Here is a 1,442-nt window from a genome sequence, read left to right as displayed (position 1 = left end):
CCCTCGGGCAGGAACACTGCCCCCCACCCGTCCCCGGAGCTCCCGGGAACGGACCCGACCCACTCGCCGGGACGGGCTCCCACGGGCCCCGCACCGCGGATGACCGGAGTACGACGTGATCCACGAGGTGGACGAGACCCTCAAGCGATTGCTCAACGGCGGTGCCCTGGCCGGCGCCGGCGTCGAGGTCTCCTTCGACATGCCGAACCGCGACTGGTCGGCGCGGCTCAACGGCCCCGTGATCAATGTCTATCTGTACGACATCCGGGAGGACACCGGCCGGCGTCGCCAGGGGGAGATCCCGGTCCACGACGGGAACCGGAAGATCGTCAAATACCGTGAGGCACCCCGCTGGTTGCGGCTGTCCTACCTGGTGACGGCCTGGACGAAGCAGGCGGTGGACGAACACCGTCTGCTGTCGGCCGTGCTGGCGACCCTGCTGCCCCGGGAGTCCATCCCCCCGCAGGAACTGCACGGCTCCCTCGCGGAGTTGGGCCTTGTGGCGGGGATGCGGGTGGTCGGTCCGGCCGGCGATTCCCGGTCCCCCGCGGAGATCTGGCCCGCGATCGGGGGAGAGCTCAAGCCGTCCGTCGAGGTCGTGGTCACCGCGCCGTTCCCGGTGTACCCGGAGTACGACGCCGCCCCGCTGGTGATCCGCGGCGCCACGGTCCGGATCCGCGATGGGGTGCACGGGGACGTGGACTCGCCCGGCATCGAGCGTTCCCACGGTCCCGAGGTGGTGGAGGCGGAGGCGGCACGGCGACACCCCGACACCCCGACCGCCGGATAGTCGATCCGGTGGTCGGGACACCCCGACCGCCGGATCGACCACCGCCGGATCGATCACCCCACCGACCGGCCGGACCGGGTCAGCTCTCCCCCGCGTGGATCCTCCACCACTGGAACTCGTCATTGCACTGCTGCACGGTGAACCTCAGGTCGTACCGCTGGGTATCCCGCAGATCAGGGCTCAGGCACAGGTGGTTGCTGGCGTAGTTCCGGATCCGGTACACGTGATCCTCGTCCTCCCGCGGTTCGAGCCACCACAACTGGTTGTCATTGAGCCTCGGTACGCAGCGGTACTGGGAGATCTGCGTACCGGCCTGGACGGCACCCAGCCCGGGCGGGTCCATGCACAGGCCGGAGTTGGAGTGGACGATGACGAACAGTGACGCCCCGCCCGGCCCCTGACCGGGGAACCTGACATCCAGGTCCCACCGTTGTTGGATGCGGTCGCTGTCGCAGACGTTGGGGAGGATCGCCGCTTTCTCCTCGCCCCTGTCCGCCGGGATGTCCGCGCAGCGTCCCATGGCGGAGTTCACCAGCATCATCCGCTCGGCGGGAAGGAAGGGCTCCTCTTCCTCCTCCTCGGTGAGCGGCTCCTCCGGGACCTCCTCGTCGCCGCCGCTCTCCGGCTCCTCGGGTGGTGTGATGGCCGGGGG

Annotated in this window: 2 protein-coding genes; one reads left to right on the top strand and one right to left on the bottom strand. The window is 69.8% G+C overall.

Annotation, left to right across the window (positions count from 1 at the left end; translation table 11 throughout):
* The first annotated feature begins 115 nt into the window (after positions 1-115).
* Entirely contained in the window at positions 116-790 is a 675-nt protein-coding gene (locus FNQ90_RS23055) for a DUF4255 domain-containing protein (RefSeq protein ID WP_182608115.1), read from the top strand.
* 79 nt (positions 791-869) lie between these two features.
* Here FNQ90_RS23055 and FNQ90_RS23050 read toward each other — a convergent pair.
* Positions 870-1,442, bottom strand: a 573-nt coding sequence (locus FNQ90_RS23050) for an RICIN domain-containing protein (protein WP_182608114.1), incomplete at its 5' end; no start/stop codon positions are given.

It is taken from the genome of Streptomyces alkaliphilus, from assembly GCF_014141535.1.
Classification (GTDB): domain Bacteria; phylum Actinomycetota; class Actinomycetes; order Streptomycetales; family Streptomycetaceae; genus Streptomyces; species Streptomyces alkaliphilus.
This window is presented reverse-complemented; position numbering and strand designations above follow the sequence as displayed.